This window comes from Pigmentiphaga sp. CHJ604 (assembly GCF_036972535.1).
Taxonomy (GTDB): Bacteria; Pseudomonadota; Gammaproteobacteria; order Burkholderiales; family Burkholderiaceae_B; genus Pigmentiphaga; species Pigmentiphaga daeguensis.
Window position 1 is genome coordinate 813,255 of record NZ_CP136998.1, and the last position, 14,262, is coordinate 827,516.

At 70.7% G+C, this 14,262-nt stretch carries 16 protein-coding genes; 7 read left to right on the forward strand and 9 right to left on the reverse strand.

Going from position 1 to position 14,262, the window contains the following annotated elements:
- Positions 1 to 11: 11 nt before the first annotated feature.
- From R4823_RS04050 to R4823_RS04065, 4 genes are read left to right on the forward strand one after another with little or no spacing between them, the layout of a single operon-like run.
- Positions 12 to 980: a tripartite tricarboxylate transporter substrate-binding protein gene (locus R4823_RS04050; protein ID WP_087837580.1), complete on the forward strand. Its 969-nt coding sequence runs from the start codon at positions 12 to 14 to the stop codon at positions 978 to 980.
- Positions 981 to 1,032: 52 nt separating this feature from the next.
- A complete protein-coding gene (locus R4823_RS04055; RefSeq protein WP_254914562.1) occupies positions 1,033 to 1,356 on the forward strand; it encodes a 4a-hydroxytetrahydrobiopterin dehydratase in 324 nt (107 codons plus the stop codon).
- 9 nt (positions 1,357 to 1,365) lie between these two features.
- Positions 1,366 to 2,256 carry a phenylalanine 4-monooxygenase gene (gene phhA / locus R4823_RS04060; RefSeq protein ID WP_087837582.1) on the forward strand — a complete coding sequence of 297 codons (891 nt, stop codon included), beginning with the start codon at positions 1,366 to 1,368 and terminating at the stop codon, positions 2,254 to 2,256.
- A gap of 1 nt (position 2,257) precedes the next feature.
- Positions 2,258 to 2,965 carry an SDR family NAD(P)-dependent oxidoreductase gene (locus tag R4823_RS04065; protein WP_338617568.1) on the forward strand — a complete coding sequence of 236 codons (708 nt, stop codon included), beginning with the start codon at positions 2,258 to 2,260 and terminating at the stop codon, positions 2,963 to 2,965.
- Positions 2,966 to 2,972: 7 nt separating this feature from the next.
- Here R4823_RS04065 and R4823_RS04070 read toward each other — a convergent pair whose 3' ends face one another.
- The 3 genes from R4823_RS04070 to R4823_RS04080 all read right to left on the reverse strand — a co-directional run bounded on the left by R4823_RS04070 (position 2,973) and on the right by R4823_RS04080 (position 5,060).
- A complete protein-coding gene (locus R4823_RS04070; RefSeq protein ID WP_087837584.1) occupies positions 2,973 to 3,908 on the reverse strand; it encodes a TIGR03571 family LLM class oxidoreductase in 936 nt (311 codons plus the stop codon).
- 7 nt (positions 3,909 to 3,915) lie between these two features.
- Positions 3,916 to 4,608, reverse strand: a complete 693-nt coding sequence (locus R4823_RS04075; RefSeq protein WP_338617570.1) for a substrate-binding domain-containing protein — start codon at positions 4,606 to 4,608, stop codon at positions 3,916 to 3,918.
- A 98-nt stretch (positions 4,609 to 4,706) separates the two neighbouring features.
- Positions 4,707 to 5,060, reverse strand: coding sequence for a VOC family protein (locus R4823_RS04080; protein WP_338617572.1), 354 nt, complete (start codon positions 5,058 to 5,060; stop codon positions 4,707 to 4,709).
- Between the two features lie 167 nt (positions 5,061 to 5,227).
- Here R4823_RS04080 and R4823_RS04085 point away from each other — a divergent pair, with 167 nt between their 5' ends.
- On the forward strand, positions 5,228 to 6,472 hold the full coding sequence (locus R4823_RS04085; protein ID WP_338619111.1) for a DUF445 domain-containing protein: 1,245 nt from the start codon (positions 5,228 to 5,230) through the stop codon (positions 6,470 to 6,472).
- 16 nt (positions 6,473 to 6,488) lie between these two features.
- On the opposite strand, the gene R4823_RS04090 is transcribed toward R4823_RS04085, so the two are convergent.
- The 5 genes from R4823_RS04090 to R4823_RS04110 form a co-directional block, all read right to left on the reverse strand.
- Positions 6,489 to 8,033, reverse strand: coding sequence for an MFS transporter (locus R4823_RS04090; protein WP_338617574.1), 1,545 nt, complete (start codon positions 8,031 to 8,033; stop codon positions 6,489 to 6,491).
- A gap of 7 nt (positions 8,034 to 8,040) precedes the next feature.
- A complete protein-coding gene (locus R4823_RS04095) occupies positions 8,041 to 9,321 on the reverse strand; it encodes an RNA polymerase sigma factor (protein WP_338617576.1) in 1,281 nt (426 codons plus the stop codon).
- A gap of 4 nt (positions 9,322 to 9,325) precedes the next feature.
- Complete coding sequence (locus R4823_RS04100) at positions 9,326 to 9,733, reverse strand: VOC family protein (protein ID WP_087837589.1); 408 nt, start codon at positions 9,731 to 9,733, stop codon at positions 9,326 to 9,328.
- A 26-nt stretch (positions 9,734 to 9,759) separates the two neighbouring features.
- Complete coding sequence (locus R4823_RS04105) at positions 9,760 to 10,170, reverse strand: YciI family protein (protein WP_130357005.1); 411 nt, start codon at positions 10,168 to 10,170, stop codon at positions 9,760 to 9,762.
- Positions 10,171 to 10,285: 115 nt separating this feature from the next.
- Entirely contained in the window at positions 10,286 to 10,639 is a 354-nt protein-coding gene (locus R4823_RS04110; protein WP_087837591.1) for a YciI family protein, read from the reverse strand.
- 252 nt (positions 10,640 to 10,891) lie between these two features.
- Here R4823_RS04110 and R4823_RS04115 point away from each other — a divergent pair, with 252 nt between their 5' ends.
- Both R4823_RS04115 and R4823_RS04120 read left to right on the forward strand, forming a co-directional pair.
- Positions 10,892 to 11,902, forward strand: a complete 1,011-nt coding sequence (locus tag R4823_RS04115; RefSeq protein ID WP_338617580.1) for a tripartite tricarboxylate transporter substrate binding protein — start codon at positions 10,892 to 10,894, stop codon at positions 11,900 to 11,902.
- Between the two features lie 5 nt (positions 11,903 to 11,907).
- Complete coding sequence (locus tag R4823_RS04120; protein WP_338617581.1) at positions 11,908 to 13,248, forward strand: amidohydrolase family protein; 1,341 nt, start codon at positions 11,908 to 11,910, stop codon at positions 13,246 to 13,248.
- Positions 13,249 to 13,279: 31 nt separating this feature from the next.
- Here the strand turns inward: R4823_RS04120 and R4823_RS04125 are convergent, their stop codons facing one another.
- Positions 13,280 to 14,188, reverse strand: a complete 909-nt coding sequence (locus R4823_RS04125; RefSeq protein ID WP_338617582.1) for a LysR substrate-binding domain-containing protein — start codon at positions 14,186 to 14,188, stop codon at positions 13,280 to 13,282.
- Positions 14,189 to 14,262 lie beyond the last annotated feature (74 nt).

Here is a 14,262-nt window from a genome sequence, read left to right on the forward strand (position 1 = left end):
GGAGACAAGACATGAAGTACCCCAGGGTCCTACGCGGACTGATCGCGGCCGCGCTGGCCGCCGTGGCCGGCATGGCCCAGGCACAGCAGGCCGGCGCGCGGTTGCTGGTGGGCTATCCGGCCGGCGGGGCGCCCGATGCCGTGGCGCGCGTGTTCGCCGAGCACCTGCGGCAGGTCGCCGGCTTTCCCGTGGTGGTGGAGAACCGCGCCGGCGCGACCGGCAAGCTGGCCATCGATGCGGTGCAGGCCGCCCCCGCCGACGGCCAGACGCTGATGGTGATGCCGGCCAGTTCGCTGCTGCTGACGCCCATGGTGCTGAAGTCCGCCCACTACGACGCAGTCCGGGATTTCGCGCCGGTGTCCGCATTGGCCGAATACGGCTTCGGCGTGGCGCTGGGGCCCGCCGCGCAGGGCGCCACGCTGGCGGCGTTCATGGCCTGGGCCAAGGGCCATGCCGACCAGGCCAACTACGCGACGCCCGGCCTGGGGACGCCGCAGCACTTCCTGGGCGCGGAGCTGGCCAGGCAGGGCGGCACGCCGTTGACGCACGTGCCCTACCGCGGAGGCGCCAATGCCGTCACCGACGTGCTGGGCGGGCAGGTCGCGGCGCTGATCACCACCGAGCAACTGCTCGTTCCCTACCAGGCCCAGGGCAAGCTGCGCGCCGTGTTGATCACCTCGCCGCAGCGCAATGCCAAGCTGCCGGGCGTGCCGACCGCGCGCGAAGCCGGCCTGCCGCAGCTCGAGGCGGTGGATTGGTTCGGCCTTTTCGCCAAGGCGGGAACGCCGGCCGACCGGCTGGCGCAGTGGCAGGCGCGGGCCGATGCGGTGCTGGCCAGCCCCGCCTATCGCAAGGCGATCGCCGACCTCGGCTACGCCCTGCCGGCTCAGCCCACCGCCGGGCTCGGGTCCAGGCTGGAGCGCGAACGTGGCCAGTGGCGCGACCGGATGCGGGTTTCCGGTTTCCAGGCAACGGAATAAGATTTGTCGGGGAGCGCAGGCCGCGCGACAGCCGGGGCGCGGCTGCGGTGCGATCTCCCGGCGCAAGGAGCAGGCCATGCAGAAGTTGAGTGCGCAGGACATCGAGCAGGCGATGGCGAAGCTGCCCGAGTGGCAGCTGGACGCGCAGCGGGGCGCCATCCGGCGCCGGTTCCAGTTCCAGGATTTCAGCCAGGCCTTCGCGTTCATGACGCGCATCGCCCTGTATGCGGAAAAGAACGATCACCATCCCGAGTGGTCCAACGTCTACAACCGGGTGGACGTCACGCTGACCACCCATGACGCGAACGGCCTGACACAGCGCGACATCGACCTGGCGCGCCACGCCGACGAGGCTGCGCGCGCCCATTCCGGATAAGAGGCCAGGATGAAGCACCCATCGACCGCGCCCAAGCACGGTCTTGCCGCCGGCGACGCGGGCCGGCCGGAGCGGGCGGACTGGACCATAGACCAGGGCTGGGAGCGCTACACCCAGGAAGAGCACGCCGTCTGGAGGTTCCTGTTCGAGCGGCAGTCCAGGCTGGTGCCGGGCCGCGCCTGCCGCGAGTTCGAGGAGGGCATGCGCGACCTGCCCATAGGCGCGGACCAGATTCCCGATTTCCGCCGCCTGAGCGACGTGCTGTCGCGGCGCACCGGCTGGCAGGTGGTGGCCGTGCCCGGCCTGGTGCCCGACGACGTGTTCTTCGAGCACCTGGCCAACCGGCGTTTTCCCGCCGGGCAGTTCATCCGCCGCGCCGACCAGCTCGACTACCTGGAAGAGCCCGATGTCTTCCACGACGTCTTCGGCCACGTGCCCATGCTGATGAACCCCATCCTGGCGGATTTCGTGCAGGCCTACGGCGAAGGCGGGCTGCGTGCCCAGCGCATGGGTGTGCTGCCCAACCTGGCGCGCGTGTACTGGTACACCGTGGAGTTCGGCCTGGTGCAGCAGACCGAGGGGTTGCGCATCTACGGCTCGGGCATCATCTCGTCGTACGCGGAAAGCCTGTTCGCGCTGGCAGACCCCTCGCCCAACCGGGTCCGCTTCGAACTGGAGCGCGTGATGCGGACGCGCTATCGCATCGACGATTTCCAGGAAACCTATTTCGTGCTGCACGACCTGGAAGAACTGCTGGAGCTCGCGCGGGTCGATTTCGCGCCCGTCTACGAGCGCGTACGCCAGCAATCCGAACTGGAGCCGGGCATCCTGCTGCCGGGGGACGACATCATGACCCGGGGTACGGGCGCTTACCATGCCGCGCGGGCGGAAGGGAACTGACATGGCATCGACACATACGGGGCGGCGCACGGTCATGGTCACCGGCGCGGCTGGAACGTTGGGCGGCGCCGTTGCCGCCGCCTTTGCCGCCGAGGGCGCCAACCTGGTGCTGCTGGACCGCCGCGAGGCGCAACCGCCGGCGGGGCTGGGCGCGGCCTCGTGCCTGATCGCGCCGGTGGATCTGCTGGATGCCGGGCAGGTCGCGGATGCGGCGGACCGCGCGCGGGACCGCTTCGGCGCGATCGACGTGCTGTGCAACATCGCCGGCGGTTTCCGCATGGGCGAGGCCGTGCACGAGACCCGCGACGCCACCTGGGATTTCCTGCTGGACCTGAACGCCCGCAGCATCGTCCATACCGCGCGCGCCGTCGTGCCCGGCATGGTGGCACGGGGTGAAGGCCGGATCGTCAACGTCGCCGCCCATGCCGCCTTGCGCGGCACGGCCGGCATGGGCGCCTATTGCGCCTCGAAAAGCGCGGTCATGCGGCTGACCGAGTCCATGGCCGCGGAGTTGCGCGAGCGGGGCATCAACGTCAATTGCGTCATGCCCACCATCATCGATACGCCCGAGAACCGGCGCGACATGCCGGATGCCGATCCCGCGCGCTGGGTGGCGCCGGCCGACCTGGCCGAAGTGATCCGCTTCCTGGCTTCGCCGGCGGCCCGCGCCGTCCACGGCGCGGCATTGCCGGTGACGGGCCTGTCCTGAAGGCCGTTCAGGACAGCTCGGCGTTCAGCGGGGCCAGCTCGGCGATGACATCCGGCAGCGGCCGGGCGCCTGCGGGCAGGTTCAGGCTGACATGGTGGGTGCCGGCTTCGCGCATGCGCGCCAGGATGCCGGCCAGCGCCCGTGCGCCGGTGCGATAGCCCAGTTCGATGGCTTCGGCCGGGGCTTCGGGGCGGTCCAGCAGTTCCACGCGCATGGCGACGCCGAAGGCACGGAACTGGCCCGGCGCGGCGCGTTCCACCGCCTGGCGCCACATCCCGTGGCGGCCGCGCTGTACTTCCGGCGGACGGTGGTAGGTGGTCCAGCCCACCGCGTGGCGGGCGATCCAGTCCAGGCTCTGGCCGGCCGAACCGACGGCCAGCATGGGCACGGGCGTGGCGGGGAGCGGCCGCAGGCTGAAGGCCACGGGCGGATCGTCCTGCACGTCGGGCACGACGCGCGGCGGGGTCCCCAGCGCGGCCGACAGTTGTTCCCAGCGCGCGCGGAAATCCTCGCGCCGGGTGGCGGCATCACGGCCGAACGCCAGGTATTCGGGCGGCCGGTCGCCCGATCCCAGTCCCAGCACGAAGCGTCCCGGCGCCAGCGAGGCGATCGAGACGGCGCCCTTGGCGACGTGCAGCGGATGGCGCAGCGTCAGCACGACGGCACCCGTCACGAGGCCGATGCGCCGGGTGCGCGCGGCCAGCGCGCCCAGCCATGTCCACGGATCGAGATGGCCGATGGCTTCGGGATAACCGGGATGGTTCAGCGGCACGTCGCGCACCCACAGCGCGGCGAAACCCGCCGATTCGGCCTGGGCCGCCAGTTCCAGTTGATGGTGGAAATCGACTTCGCGCCGGCCGGCATGTTCGGCGGCGTCGACCCAGGGCAGGGCCAGTCCCAGCGTCAGCCGGTCGGCCTGGAACAGGGACGCCGCGGCGTTCATGGCGGCCCTAGGCGGGGTCCATGCCGTTCTTGCGCTTGATCTCGGCCGCGTCGGCGCTGGCCATGAAGGCCAGCAGTTCGCGCACGGTGTCCTGCCGGGTGCAGGTGGCGGCCACGCCGGCGGAGAAGGTGGTCATGACCTGCAGGCCGGGGGGCAGGGGACCCACGATGTCGATGCCCGGCACGTTCATCATTTCGCTCAGTTGCTGGAAGCCAAGGTCGACTTCGCCCTTGGCGATCAGCGTGCCCACCGGGATGCCGGGCTTGGACTGGACGGTGCGGTCCTTGATCTGGTCGGCGATGCCCCAGCGTTCGAACAGTTTGGACAGGTAGACGCCGCTGGGACCGGTGGAGTAGCCGATGGTGCCAGCGTCCAGCACGGCCTGCCTGAGGGCGGTTTCGGAGCCGATGTCCGGGCGCGGCGCGCCGGCGCGCACGGCCACGTAGACGCCCGATACGACCAGGTCCACGCGGCTGCCCGCCACGATATGCCCGGCTTCGGTCATCTGGTCGATGACGTTGGCGGCCAGCACGACGGCGTCCAGGGCTTCGCCGGACTGCACGCGCCGGGCGGCATCGACGCCGCCGACGGATTCCACGAGGATGTCCTGCTGTGCGTGCGATTGCTGGAATTGGGCGACGAGATCGGCAAGCAGCTGCTTGGTTGCCATCGAGGAAAGGATGTGGATCTGGGATGCCATGGTTTGCGTCCTGTGAGTCGGCGGCCGGCACGGCCCTGCCGGCAGATTAGAACATAGGGGCGTCGCGCGTCGGGACGCCTGCTCGGCCGGGTGCCGGCCTACGAGCGATGCGTCAGGATGTTGACCAGATTGCCGAACGGGTCGCGCACGTAGAAGCGCCGCACGCCCCAGGCTTCGTCGCAGGGCCCGTAGACGATCTCGGCCCCGTGCGCGCGGGCGCGGGCCAGCACGTCGTCCACGTCGTCGACCTCGATGGACAGCTCCGGCACGGGCGTGCCCGAACCGCCTTCGCTGGCCACGCTGACCTGGGGCGTCTGGCTGCCGCCGGACGCGAAGGTCATGAGCCAGCCGTGGTCCATGACCACGTCCAGGCCCAGCAGCCTGCCGTAGAACTCCCGCGCGAGGGCGGGGTCGGGGGTGGAGAGATTGGCGACGATGCGGCGGACGGTCATGGCGGTCGTGCTCCGGAAGCGAATCTTGACCGGAGATTCTATCGCCCGCGACCCCCGCGGCTGGAAGCGCGCCGCGGCCGTGGGTAAAGTGGAGGCTTGCCCACCGAAGCACCGCCGTCTTGAATCCTTCCCCATCCGCCGATCCCCGCCTGGCCCGCCTGCGCCGCATGAAACTGGGCGCGCTGGGCCTGCTTGCCGCGTCGTTGGCGGGTTTCGGGCTCAGCCATGCGATGGGCGGGCAGGGCGCCTGGGCCTGGGTCCGGGCCTTCTGCGAGGCCGCCACGGTGGGCGCGCTGGCCGACTGGTTCGCCGTGGTGGCGCTGTTCAAGCGGCCGCTGGGCCTGCCGATTCCCCACACCGCCATCGTTCCCGCCAACCAGGCGCGCCTGGGGGACAACCTGGCCGTGTTCGTGCGCGATCATTTCCTGGCGCCCGACGCGCTGCTGGCCAGGCTCCAGGTATTCGACCCGGCCAGCCGGCTGGGCGCATGGCTGAGCGAGCCGGCCCAGGCGCGCATGGCGGCGGGCATGGCGCGCACGTGGCTGTCGCAGGCGCTGGACCTGCTGGACGAGCGGGTCGTGCGCGAGGCCATCCAGTCTTTCGTCGTCGCCCGCCTGCGGGCCTGGGATGCCGGGGCGACGGCGGGAGAGGTGCTGGGATTGCTGACGCGCGACGGCCGCCATCATCAATTGCTGGACGAGGCCCTGCGGCGCCTGGGGGGCTACCTGGACGACGAGGGCGTCAAGGAGCGGGTGTCGGATCTGATGGTGAAATACGCGCGCAAGGAATGGCCCAGGATCGTCGGGACCGTGAACCTGGTGAAACCGGTCGAAGGGATCGCCGACAATCTGGCGGACCGGCTGGCGCGCGCGCTGCTGGATGAACTGCACGAGGTGTTGTCGCGGCCCGATCATCCGCTGCGCCAGGACTACGAGGCCTGGGTGGCGGACTACGTGGCGCGGCTGCGCGACGATCCGCAATTGCGCGAGCAGATCGACGGCATCAAGTCGCGGCTGATCGATCACCCCTCGGTGCAGGCGTACGTGCAGGGGCTGTGGGCAGAGATCCACGCGGCCCTGCGCCGCAACCTGGATGCGCAGGACTCGCCGCTGGCGCGGCACCTGGAGCAGAGCCTGCTGGGACTGGGCCGCCAGCTGGCCGCCAATCCCGCCCTGCGCGAAGCGATCAACGAACATGTCATGACCGGCGCGCGCAGCCTGGCGGCCCGGCTGCGCGAAGGGGTCACCGAGCATATCGCCCAGACCGTCAGGGGCTGGGACGAAAGGCGGCTGGTGCAGGCGCTGGAGCTGAGCGTGGGCCCCGACCTGCAATACATCCGCTACAACGGCACGCTGGTGGGCGGGCTGATCGGGATCGGCCTGCACGCGCTGGTGCTCGCCTTCGGCGGCTGAGCGGCGGCCGGCCGCGCTACGCCGCGTCGTCGCGCAGTGCCTGGGCGCGGGCGGATCCGCCGCGCAGGATGCAGGCCGCGGCCACGGCCGCGCACAGTGTCAGTACGGCGCCGACCGCCGCGGAGAGTTGCAGCGCATCGACGAACGCCCCGCGCGCCACCGCCAGCATGGCGTCGGCCTGCGGCGTGGGCAGCGCATGCGCCGCCGCCACCGCGGCGCCCAGCGTCGACGAGGCGGTCTCGGCTACTTGCGCCGGGATGCCCTCCGGCATGCCCGCCGATAGGCCGGAACGGTAGATCATCGTGCCCATGCTGCCGAATACCGCGATGCCGAGCGCGCCGCTGAATTCGGCGCTGGTTTCGGAGATGGCCGAGGCCGAGCCCGCCCGCTGCGGCGGCGCCGAGGTGATGATCATCTCGTTGCCGATGGTGAACACCGGCGCCATGCCCAGACTCATCACGATCAGGCCCGCCATGATGGCTTCGAGTCCGTAGGGGCGGTCGGCCAGCAGCACCATCAGGAAACCGGCGGCGGCCGCGAGCAGTCCGCCCACGAAGATGGACAGCGGCGGCACGCGCCGGGCCAGCCTCGGGGCGAGCAGCGAGCCCGCGACGAAGCCCAGCGCCCAGGGCACGGTGACCAGGCCCGCCCGCAGCGGGTCCAGGCCCAGCACCAGTTGCAGGTACTGCGTGATGAAGATGTAGACGCCGAACATGGCGAGGCAGGACAGCGCGTAGGCGGCGATGGCGGCGCTGAAGGCCGGCCGCATGAACAGGTTCAGGTCCAGCAGCGGATAGGGCAGGCGCCGCTGGCGCCGCACGAAGGCCACGCCCACCGCGAATCCCGCCGCGATGATGGCGGCGGCGGTCCACGACGCGCCGTGCTGGGCGATCTGCTTGAGTCCGTAGATCATCGCCAGCACGGCGAACAGGGACTGCGCCACGCTGGGCGGGTCGATGCGGCCGGCGTCCGGGTCGCGGTATTCCGGCAGCAGCACCGGGCCGAGCACGAGCAGGAGCAGCATCACCGGCACCGCGACCAGGAAGACCGATCCCCACCAGAAGAATTGCAGCAGCACCCCGCCCACCAGCGGCCCGATGGCGCTGCCGAGCGAGAAGCTGGCGATCCAGATGCCGATCGCGAACTGGCGCTCGTGCTCGTCGTGGAACATGTTGCGGATCAGGGACATGGTCGATGGTGCCAGGGTGGCGCCCGCGATGCCCAGCAGGGCCCGCATGGCGATCAGCATGCCCGCGCTGTCGGAGAAGGCCGCGATGGCCGAGGCGACGCCGAACGCCGCGGCGCCGATCAGCAGCAGCTTGCGGCGCCCGATGCGGTCGCCCAGGGTGCCCATGGTGATGAGCAGGCCCGCGACCAGGAAGCCGTAGATGTCGATGATCCACAAGAGCTGCGAGCTGGACGGGTTCAACTGCGCGCTGATGGCGGGCAGGGCCAGGTTGAGCACGGTCAGGTCCATCGCGTAGACCATGCAGGGCAGCGCGATGACGGCCAGTCCTATCCATTCCTTGCGGGTGGCCTTGGGAGACGGGGATGAGGTCATGGGAGGATCAGTGGGAAGGGAGGGCTTGGGCAGCACGCTCCAGGAGAAGTTCCTGTTCCCGCAGGTTGCGGGTCATGGCGGCGGCGCGCAGGAATTCCTCGCGCGCCTCGGCGCGGCGCCCGAGTTTCTGCAGCAGGTCGCCGCGCACGCTGGGCAGCCAGTGGTAGTTCGCCAGGGCCGGCTCGGAACGCAGCGCGTCCGCCAGCGCCAGGCCGGCGGCGGGGCCGAAGGCCATGCCGACCGCCACGGCGCGGTTCAGCTCGACCACGGGGGACGGGGCCACCTGCGCCAGGGCGTCGTACAAGGCCACGATGCGTTCCCAGTCGGTCTCGTCCGGCGTCCGGGCCCGGGCATGGCAGGCGGCCAGCGCGGCCTGCAAGGCATAGGGGCCGTGCGCTCCGCCCAGGGCTTCGGCCCGGGCCAGGGCCGCCAGGCCGCGTCGTATCAGCAGCGGGTCCCAGCGCGTGCGATCCTGGTCCATCAGCAGGACGGGGCGCCCGTCGGCGTCGGTGCGGGCCGGCAGACGCGAGGCCTGGATCTCCAGCAGCGCGCACAGGCCATGCACCTCGCCCTCGTCCGGTGCCAGTCCCGCCAGTACGCGCGCCAGCCGCAGCGCCTCGCCGCACAGCGCCGGCCGCATCCAGTCGTCGCCGGCCGTGGCCGAATAGCCCTCGTTGAAGACCAGGTAGATCACTTCCAGCACCGAGCCCAGGCGGGCCGCGCGCTCATGCGCGTGGGGCACCTCGAACGGCACCCTGGCCACCGACAGGGTGCGCTTGGCACGCACGATGCGCTGGGCGATGGTGGCCTCGGGCACCAGGAAGGCGCGGGCGATCTCGCCGGCCGTCAATCCGCCCAGCAGGCGCAGCGTCAGCGCCACGCGGGCGTCGGTGGACAGGACGGGATGGCAGGCGGTGAAGATCAGGCGCAGCAGGTCGTCGCCCACTTCGTCGTCGCGTGCGGCCTCGACCAGGGCCGCCGGATCCGGCGCATGGCCCGCGCCCAGCACTTCGGTCTCGTGGCCGTACTCCTCGTGCTTGCGCGCGTGCAGGGCGGCCTGGCGCAGGCGGTCCAGCGCCCGGTTCTTCGCGGTGGTCATCAGCCAGGCTCCGGGATTGTCCGGCACGCCATCCCCGGGCCATCGCTCCAGCGCGGCCACCAGCGCGTCCTGCGCCAGTTCCTCCGCCAGGCCGACGTCGCGCACCAGCCGCGCGACGCCCGCGATGATGCGGGCCGATTCGATCCGCCAGACGGCTTCGATGGCCCGGTGGGTGGCGGCCTGCGTCACAGGCTCAGCCCTGCTCGACCGTGGCGGGGTCCATGTAGAAGACCTCCCATGCATGGCCGTCCGGGTCGTCGAAGCCATGGCTGTACATGAAGCCGTGGTCCTGCGGAGGCCGCGGTGCCGTGCCGCCGGCGGCCAGGGCCTTGCGCACCATGTCGTCGACGGCTTCCCGGCTGTCGCAGGTCAGGGCCACCAGGACTTCGGTGCTTTCCCGGGCATCACTGATCGGCTTGCTGGCGAAACCGCGGAAAAAATCCGTGGTGAGCAGCATGGCGTAGATGTTCTCGCCGATGACCATGCAGGCGGCCTTTTCGTTGGTGAACTGGGCGTTGAAGGTGAAGCCGAGCTGGCCGAAGAAGGCCTGGGTGCGCGGCAGGTCGGCGACGGGCAGGTTGACGAAGATCTGCTTGTGCATGGCGGGTTCCTTGGAAGATGGGCGCGTTATCGGCTGGTGGTTTCCAGCTTGCGGAAGCGGTCCACCGCTTCGCTCGGGCCGAGGTCGTCCAGCTCGAAGAGCTCGCGCACCTCGATCTCGCCGTCGGCATCCGCCATGGGCGAGGGAAAGCGCCGGGCCCATTCCATGGCTTCCTCGCGCGAGCGGACCTGGATCAGCGTGTAGCCGGCGATCAGTTCCTTGGTCTCGGCGAACGGGCCGTCTATGACCGTACCCTTGCCGGCCCGGTAGCGGACGCGCCAGCCCCGGGACGACGGCTTCAGGCCGTTGGCGTCCAGCAGCACGCCGGCCCTGGCCAGTTCCTCGTGGTAGGCGGTCATCGCGGCCAGCAGGGGTTCCTCGGGCATGACGCCGGCCTCGGTGTCCGCGGTGGCGCGGACGATGATCATGAATCGCATGGCGGTTTCTCCGGTGGTTGCAAGCCCGCACGTGGGCTTCTGACCCTACGACGATCGGCGCGTGCCGGAATCGACATGGCGGAGGCGACCTAGGGAAACTACCAGGTCGAGCGGCTCAGCGATAGCACGGCGCCACTTCCCGGACCTCGACCGTGCACCATTGCGCCGCCGGGCAGGCTTGCGCGATGGCCACGGCCTCCTCGCGCGTGGCGCAGTCCAGCAGGAAGAAGCCGCCTATCATTTCCTTGGCTTCGGCGAACGGCCCGTCCACCAGGCGGGTGCGGCCGTCCCGCTTCTGCACGCGCACGGCGCCGTCCTGCGAGGCCAGCGATTCGGCGGCCAGCAACAGGCCGCGCGTCTTCAGATCGGCGCCGAAGGCGACCATGCGGTCGTAGAGGTCGCGGCCCGCCGCCTCGCTGCGTTCGGCGCGCTGGCCGGTGGGTTCGACGATGAGCAGCATGTAGGCCATGGGGACTCGCAAGAGAGGGCCGCGGGGCGCGGCCGGCGAAGGCGGAGCGCCCGATTCTTGCAGATTTCGCGTCTTTTTTCATGACAGCGTGTAAGCGCGGCGGGAGCACGTATTTAGATGGCCAACTGATAGAACTACAAATTTTTCTCGTTTGCCTGTCCCGCCGCCCGCGGGTGAAATGCCTGCCATGTCGCCGCGGGACATCGGAAGGCGGGCCTTGCTTTCCGGGCCGTCCGGCGGGAAGGAGAAGTGATGAGGCAAGCAAGTACAGCGGCGGCGCAGGGTCGCCGCCGGTGGCTGGCGGCATGTGCCGCGGCCCTGGGCGTCGCGGCCGCGGGGCCGGCGATGGGGCAGCCGGCCTGGCCGGCGCGGCCGGTGCGCATCGTCGTGCCCTATGCGCCCGGAGGCGGCGTGGACGTGATCGCCCGCGCCCTGGCCGAGCGCCTGGGGCAGAAATGGGGCCGGCCGGTCATCGTCGAGAACAAGCTGGGAGCGGCTTCCATCATCGGCGCCGACGCCGTCGCCAAGGCGGCGCCCGATGGCCACACCCTGCTGGTCACCAGCGAATCGACCATCACCAGCAACCCCTTCCTGTACGACAAGCTGCCCTACGATGCCGTGCGCGACCTGGCGCCGATCTCGCAACTGGTCAGCCTGCCACAGATGGTGCTGGCGCATCCGTCCGTGAAGGCCGCCACGCTCGACGAACTGGTCGCGCTGGCGAAGGCCAGGCCCAACGAGCTGAACTACGCCTCGATGGGATCGGGCAGCCTGCCCCATCTGCTGTTCGAGGGGCTGCGGCACAAGACGGGCATACGGATCACCCAGGTGCCCTACAAGGGCATCATGCCGGCCGTGACGGCGCTGATCGGCGGCGAGGTGCAACTGGCCATGGTGGGCGCGGCCATCGCCGAGCCTCACATCCGCGCGGGCAAGATGAAGCCGCTGGCCATCGCGCGGGCCAGCCGGCTGGCGTCCGAGCCCGACGTGCCTACCCTGGCGGAGGCCGGCTATGCCGACGTCGACCCGCGCGAATCCTGGTTCGGCCTGTTCGCCACCGGCGGCACGCCCGACGCCGTGATCCAGCGCATCCATGCCGACGTGAAGGCGATCGCCGCCGATCCGGAATTCCAGCAGCGCTTCGTGGCCGCGCGCGGCTTCGACCCGGTGTTCTCGGCGCCGGCTGAATTCGCCGCCGCGCTGCGCGACGAAATGCGCCACAAGGAACGCCTGATCCGCCTGACCGGAGCCAAGGCCGACTAATGGGCATGCAGTCAGCAAGATGGCACGAGGCGGCCGGACACGTGTCCGGCCTGCCCGCGCGCGAGGAATTCGTGATACGGGGCGGCCATGTGATGACCATGGCCGACGGCATGGACGACCTGCCCGATGCCGACGTCCATGTCCGCGACGGCACGCTGGTGGCGATCGGCCGGGGGCTGCGCGTGCCGGGCGCGCGGGAGCTGGATGCGCGCGGCATGATCGTGATGCCGGGCTTCGTCGACACGCACTGGCACCTGTGGAACTGCTCGCTGCGCGCGCTGATGAGCGGCGACGAGGCGGCGCGCGGCTATTTCCCCGTGACCTTGTCCGTGGGGCCGAAGTTCACGCCGGACGACTCCTACCATTCGGTGCGGCTGGGGCTGGCCGAAGGTTTGGCGGGCGGCATCACCACGGTCCACAACTGGTCGCACAACACCCGCACGCCCGATCACGCGCGCGCGGAACTGGCGGCCATGCGCAGCCTGGGCATACGGGGCCGCCTGGCCTACGGCTGGGGGCAGGACCTGCCGCTGGACCGCGCGATGGACCTGGCGGGCCTCGCCGAAGTCGCCCGGGAAGCGGCCGGCGATCCCATGATCCACTTGGGCGCGGCGCTTCGCACGCCGGTTTCCAATCCGCGCGGCACCGTACCCATCGACGTCGTGCGCACGGAATTCGCGGGCGTGCGGCGCCTGGGGCTGCCCATCACCATGCACGCGCGCCCCGGCGTGGTGTCGGTGCTGGACGCGCACGGCCTGCTGGGGCCGGACCTGCAACTGGTGCATCCTCAGGGCGTGTCGCCGCAGGAGCAGCTGCGGCTGGCCGCCTGCGGCGTCTCGTTCTCGTGTTCGCCGGTGATCGAGGTGTTGTACGCCCAGGCATCGCGCGGCGTGATCCAGTTCCACGAGCTGGAGTGCGCCTGCGTGCGGCAGAGCCTGTCGGTGGACAGTTCGTCGGCCTCGGCCAACGCCGATTTCTTTGCCTGCATGCGCGCCCTGCTGTGGTCGCATCGCCAGCGTTTCGGCGCCGAGGTCCCGCTCACGGCGCGCCGCCTGCTGCGGCTGGCCACGCTGGACGGCGCGCGCGACCTGGGCATCGCGGACCGCGTCGGTTCGCTCGAGGCGGGCAAGCGGGCCGACGTCATCCTGGTCCGCACCACGGACCTGAACATGGCGCCGGTGGCGGACCCGGCCTTCTCGCTGGTCTACTCGGCCCAGCCGGCCAACGTGGATACCGTCATCGTCGACGGGCGGGTCTTGCGCCGGCACGGGCAGTGGACCGCCTGCGATCCCGCGCAGATCGTGCGTGACGCGGCCCAGTCCGTGCGCGAACTGGCAGCGCGGTGAACGCGCGCCGGCCGGGACGGCCGGCGCGGCATCAGCCGCGTTCCTCGAATTCCTTGCAGTGCGCCGCCAGGTGGGCGCGGAAGGACGCCGCCGCCGGCGACAGCGAACGGCCGGGCTGCGTGACCAGTTCGATCTTGCGATACACCACCGGGTCGTGCAGCACGCGAAAGCGCGCGCGTTTCGATCGGGCCAGCAGCCCCGCGTAGGACGGCAGTACCGCGATGCCCAGGCCGGCCTCGACCAGACCGATGGCCGACCACAGATAGTGCACCTCGAAGCGCGGCTCGGCCGCGATGCCCGACTGGTGCAGTACGCGGTCGATCTGCGGCAGCGAGCCGCTGGACTGCGGCACGACGATCATCGGCTGGCTGGCCAGGTCGGCCCAAGCCAGGTCCCGCCGTCGTCGCGCCAGCGGCCATGCGCTGGGAATCATGGCGCCCAGCGGATGGCGCATCAGCAGGCTGCGGTTCAGCTCCACCTCATTGCCGGTGAACACTCCCACGCCCAGGTCGACCTCGCCCTGCTGCACCTGCCGCAGGATGACGTCGACCGGCGCGTCGGACAGGCGGACTTCGATGGCGGGATGGGCGGCCTGGAAGGTGGCGATGGCGTCGGGCAGCAGTGTGGCCGCCATGACCGGCGTGGTCGCCACCGTGACGCGCCCGCGGCGCATCTGCACCAGGTCCTGGGTGCGGCGGATGGCTTGCTCGACTTCGCCCAGGATGCGTTCCGCATGCTGCAGGAATTCGGCGCCGGCCTCGGTGACCGCGAGCTTGCGCGTGGACCGGTCCAGCAACTGCAAGCCCAGCTGGCCTTCGAGTTCGCGCACCAGCAGGCTGGTGGCGGACTGGGTCAGGTGCAGCCGCCGCGAGGCCGCGGTGAAACCGCCGCAATGCACGACTTCGACGAACGCGCGCATCTGGCGCAGGGTCACATTCATACGGCGGCGCTACCTATACTTGCCTGGTCGCGGCAAGTATAGGGGTTGCTGGCCGCCCCCGCGCCGGGCACATA

Bases quoted from the DNA above. Each gene is read 5' to 3' on its own strand.
- R4823_RS04050 (WP_087837580.1), top strand. From the start codon at position 12: ATGAAGTACCCCAGGGTCCTACGCGGACTGATCGCGGCCGCGCTGGCC.
- phhA (WP_087837582.1), top strand. From the start codon at position 1,366: ATGAAGCACCCATCGACCGCGCCCAAGCACGGTCTTGCCGCCGGCGAC.
- R4823_RS04065 (WP_338617568.1), top strand. From the start codon at position 2,258: ATGGCATCGACACATACGGGGCGGCGCACGGTCATGGTCACCGGCGCG.
- R4823_RS04070 (WP_087837584.1), bottom strand. From the start codon at position 3,908: ATGAACGCCGCGGCGTCCCTGTTCCAGGCCGACCGGCTGACGCTGGGA.
- R4823_RS04075 (WP_338617570.1), bottom strand. From the start codon at position 4,608: ATGGCATCCCAGATCCACATCCTTTCCTCGATGGCAACCAAGCAGCTG.
- R4823_RS04080 (WP_338617572.1), bottom strand. From the start codon at position 5,060: ATGACCGTCCGCCGCATCGTCGCCAATCTCTCCACCCCCGACCCCGCC.
- R4823_RS04085 (WP_338619111.1), top strand. From the start codon at position 5,228: ATGAAACTGGGCGCGCTGGGCCTGCTTGCCGCGTCGTTGGCGGGTTTC.
- R4823_RS04090 (WP_338617574.1), bottom strand. From the start codon at position 8,033: ATGACCTCATCCCCGTCTCCCAAGGCCACCCGCAAGGAATGGATAGGA.
- R4823_RS04100 (WP_087837589.1), bottom strand. From the start codon at position 9,733: ATGCACAAGCAGATCTTCGTCAACCTGCCCGTCGCCGACCTGCCGCGC.
- R4823_RS04105 (WP_130357005.1), bottom strand. From the start codon at position 10,170: ATGCGATTCATGATCATCGTCCGCGCCACCGCGGACACCGAGGCCGGC.
- R4823_RS04110 (WP_087837591.1), bottom strand. From the start codon at position 10,639: ATGGCCTACATGCTGCTCATCGTCGAACCCACCGGCCAGCGCGCCGAA.
- R4823_RS04115 (WP_338617580.1), top strand. From the start codon at position 10,892: ATGAGGCAAGCAAGTACAGCGGCGGCGCAGGGTCGCCGCCGGTGGCTG.
- R4823_RS04120 (WP_338617581.1), top strand. From the start codon at position 11,908: ATGCAGTCAGCAAGATGGCACGAGGCGGCCGGACACGTGTCCGGCCTG.
- R4823_RS04125 (WP_338617582.1), bottom strand. From the start codon at position 14,188: ATGAATGTGACCCTGCGCCAGATGCGCGCGTTCGTCGAAGTCGTGCAT.